At 32.6% G+C, this 3,475-nt stretch carries 3 protein-coding genes and 1 pseudogene; all 4 read right to left on the bottom strand.

Annotation, left to right across the window (positions count from 1 at the left end; genetic code table 11):
• Positions 1 to 303 (bottom strand): annotated as a pseudogene (locus tag C9J38_RS21360) (hypothetical protein); the annotation flags it as partial.
• Between the two features lie 202 nt (positions 304 to 505).
• Positions 506 to 1,570, bottom strand: coding sequence for a hypothetical protein (locus tag C9J38_RS21355; RefSeq protein WP_107208800.1), 1,065 nt, complete (start codon positions 1,568 to 1,570; stop codon positions 506 to 508).
• 109 nt (positions 1,571 to 1,679) lie between these two features.
• Positions 1,680 to 2,717: a hypothetical protein gene (locus C9J38_RS21350; protein WP_107208799.1), complete on the bottom strand. Its 1,038-nt coding sequence runs from the start codon at positions 2,715 to 2,717 to the stop codon at positions 1,680 to 1,682.
• A gap of 153 nt (positions 2,718 to 2,870) precedes the next feature.
• Positions 2,871 to 3,475, bottom strand: a 605-nt coding sequence (locus tag C9J38_RS21845) for a hypothetical protein (protein ID WP_158259532.1), incomplete at its 5' end; no start/stop codon positions are given.

Here is a 3,475-nt window from a genome sequence, read left to right as displayed (position 1 = left end):
CCATGTAATTGATGCTAACCAAAATTTTGCGTCAGGATTTTGGTTCTTTGCCATCGGCTCAAGTTGTTTCTTTGCCTCAGCCCAAAGATTACGTTGGATGTACAAAACACTTTCAAAAAGTGGGTCACCTTGTTGGTATATACTTGCGAGATCAACGGTTGGACTTACTGATGATATAGGATTTTCTGATAAAAATTGTTCAAATACAGCAATATCGGCTTGTTGAGGTGTTGTTGCTTTTGAGCAACCGGTTAAGGCTATCGAAGAGAGAGTTAAAAGTAGGGTAGTAATTATTACTTTCATGCATTTAAGGCCTTAACTTAGTGTACTGAGAAGCTAATTGATTTTAATGCATAATTGTACACCTAAAAATTACTAGGCAATAATTTGCTCGAGGTGTAGATAGTGAGGTGAAATGTAGAGTAGGTTAAATTAAGAAAACCTATTAATAATCTGATTTTAAATAGTTAAAATCCCCCCTCAGAATAAAGGGGGGAATAGGGTGTTAATGAGAAATCATTTTATTCACTTTGTTAAAAAATCCGCTAAGGTTTTTGTCGTTATACAATTTCTCAAAAGGCTTGATACTATAACTTATCATTTCAAAATCCCATCCTTGATTATTGTTTAATTTTATAGCCTTATCGTATTCTGTTTTTAATTTAGGATCTAATTTTGAATCTGGATGTTTTAGATAATCAGAAAATGGGATGTAATTTTTCGCATTGTCATTGTTAAATAAATATGATGCTACTTCTTCATACCCGTTCAAATCACCTTTTTTAGCTAAATTATTTAACATTAAACCAAATTCTTTTTTAGAAGGACAATTTCTAAATTCTGAATTTGGCTTATCACAGTTCCCAATAAAGCTAATTATTAAATTTTTATTTTCTGCATTAATTAAAATATCTTTAGCTAATTTTTTATAATACTCGTATTCTTTATTCTGTTTATCAGTTTTGTTTTCAATAAAAAATAGAGCTTTTTGTAGCTCGTCAGCACAATAAAAAAAACGCTCTGCTGCACATTGCCTAAGAAGGTTATCTGCTTTTGGAGTGAACCATGTTCCTTCTTTATTTACTCGCTCTTCAAATGACATATAACGATACTGCTCATAATCTTCGTTATATAATACCGATGAGTTTCCCTTTTTCCATTTACGATAAGTGGATCTTAATACTTTGTCATAACCAGAATTATCACATAATTCTTTATATCTATTAAGTTGACAGGTTCTTTTCTCCCCATAGGTATCCATGGCATAAGGATACCCCTCATCTGTTAAAGCTTTTAGCATCTCTAAAGACTTTTTTAGATCATAACGTGCTATTGAAACTGCATAAATATATCTTGCCTCTATATTATCTTTATTATTAATATAAGGTGTAGTTAGCTCTATCGCTTTTTTAAAATCAAAATCGTACACCATAAAATTTTTCGCAAGATATATTTTATTTCTATCTGCATTTGACAGATCAGAAGAGTAACCATCTTGCGTGGTACTTGCACAGTTCCATGAAGAGAAGCTGATGGCAACAATTATCAAAGGGAAGATAAGAGACTTCATAATGTAAAATATTGCTCACGGTTGGATTTAAACAAAAGAAATATTACACTAATTTTCTGTTGGGCAATAATTTGCTCGAGGTGATTAAGAAGCGCTGCTCAATTAAATATTAGAGTGCACGCGGGTGAGCGCCATCAATGTAAATCACTTTTTTTACTGAATCAGCTTTCTCTTGAGCTTTATTATTCGCTACAATTAAAGCTTCTTTTTCTTTAGGAGGATGAGTAAAGCTTATTGCAAAGTCATCACCATTAAAAAGCTTAGTTGCTTTTGCTGCAATATATTTCTTTTTCTCAGATAAAGAGTCATCTTCAATACTTAAGATTCTATATCCTTGCCAAGCATAGTTTGAACCCAAAGAAATGCCTTGCTTCATTAATTCTTTATATAAAGAACCATTCATTCTTTTATGTTTACCCTCAATTTTCATTAAGGATTCAATAGCAGGGACAAAGTTATTAAAACCTGCATAGTTAAGAAGCTTAATAGTGATTTTCTTCATTTCTTGATTAGAATCTTCTGCTTTTCTTAAATTATTAGAGTATTCGACAAGCGGATAATAATAATGATTTTTCGCTGCATTGATAATGGCACTAATATATTGCTCGTGGGTTAAATCTGGTTTCAATATTGTACTGTAATATACGGCACGAACGTCGCCTGTTTTTGCTTGTTCTGCAAACAGGTTTCGTGCTTTTTTCGTCCATTTGTCACTGCATTTACTGGGAAAATACATTTGACATTGCTCATCATTGCTAGACAGTGCCATTGCTGAATAAGGATAACTTTCAGCCGAAACTCTTAATAGATCGTATGCTTTCGCTTTATCATTAATCCCTGAACGATAAATTACTTTTGCCAGCCAAAACATAGCATCCGGTTGTTTATTCTTCACTAGTGGCGTTAATTCTTTTTCTGCAATATCTAAGCGCTTTCGCTGTATCCCCAATACGGCCTTAAAAAGTGGATCACCAGGCTGGTAGATACTCGCAATATCAATAGAAGGGTTGATACTTGATATCGGGTTTTCTGATAAAAATTGTTCAAACACAGCAATATCGGCTTGTTGAGGTGTTGTTGCTTTTGAGCATCCATTTAAGACTAAAAAAGAGAAAACTAATAATAGAGTAGTAATATTTACTTTCATGCATTTAAGGCCTTAACTTAGCGTACTGAGAAGCTAATTGATTTTAATGCATAATTGTACACCTAAAAATTACTAGGCAATAATTTGCTCGAGGTGATTAAAAAGCGCTACTTAAATAGTTATGTAGCGCTTTTCAAACAGTTAAATTAAATGCTAATAAAGAACTTGATAATGAGCACCATCTATAAAGATTACTTTTTTCACCGAATCAACTTTTTCTTGTGCCTTTTTATTCGCAGCAATTAAAGCCTCTTTTTCTTTAGGAGGATGAGTAAAGCTTATTGCAAAGTCATCACCATTAAAAAGCTCAGTTGCTTTTGCTGCAATATATTTATCTTTTTCAGATAAAGAGTCATCTTCAATACTTAAGATTCTATATCCTCTCCAGGCATAGTTTGAACCTAAAGAAATACCTTGTGTCATTAATTCTTTATATATAGAACCATTCATTCTTTTATTTTTACCCTCAATTTTCATTAAGGATTCAATAGCCGGAACAAAGTTATTAAAGCGTGCATAATTAAGAAGTTCAATAGCGATTTCCTTCATTTCTTGATTAGAACTTTCTGACTTTCTCAAAATATTAGAGTATTCAACAAGCGGGTAGTAATAATGTTTTTCTGCTGCACTAATAATGGCGTTAATATATTGCTCGTGGGTTAAATCTGGTTTTAATATCGTACTGTAATATACGGCACGAACGTCACCTGTTTTTGCTTGTTCTGCAAACAGTTTTTGTGCTTTTTCTACCCACTTCT

This window comes from Photobacterium sp. GB-210 (genome assembly GCF_003026075.1).
Lineage (GTDB): Bacteria > Pseudomonadota > Gammaproteobacteria > Enterobacterales > Vibrionaceae > Photobacterium.
Note: the sequence above shows the minus strand (reverse complement) of the source record. Positions and strands in the feature narration are given on the sequence as shown.

Excerpts from the sequence above, each read along its gene's own strand:
- C9J38_RS21350 (WP_107208799.1), bottom strand. The coding sequence starts at position 2,717 with ATGAAAGTAAATATTACTACTCTATTATTAGTTTTCTCTTTTTTAGTC.
- C9J38_RS21355 (WP_107208800.1), bottom strand. The coding sequence starts at position 1,570 with ATGAAGTCTCTTATCTTCCCTTTGATAATTGTTGCCATCAGCTTCTCT.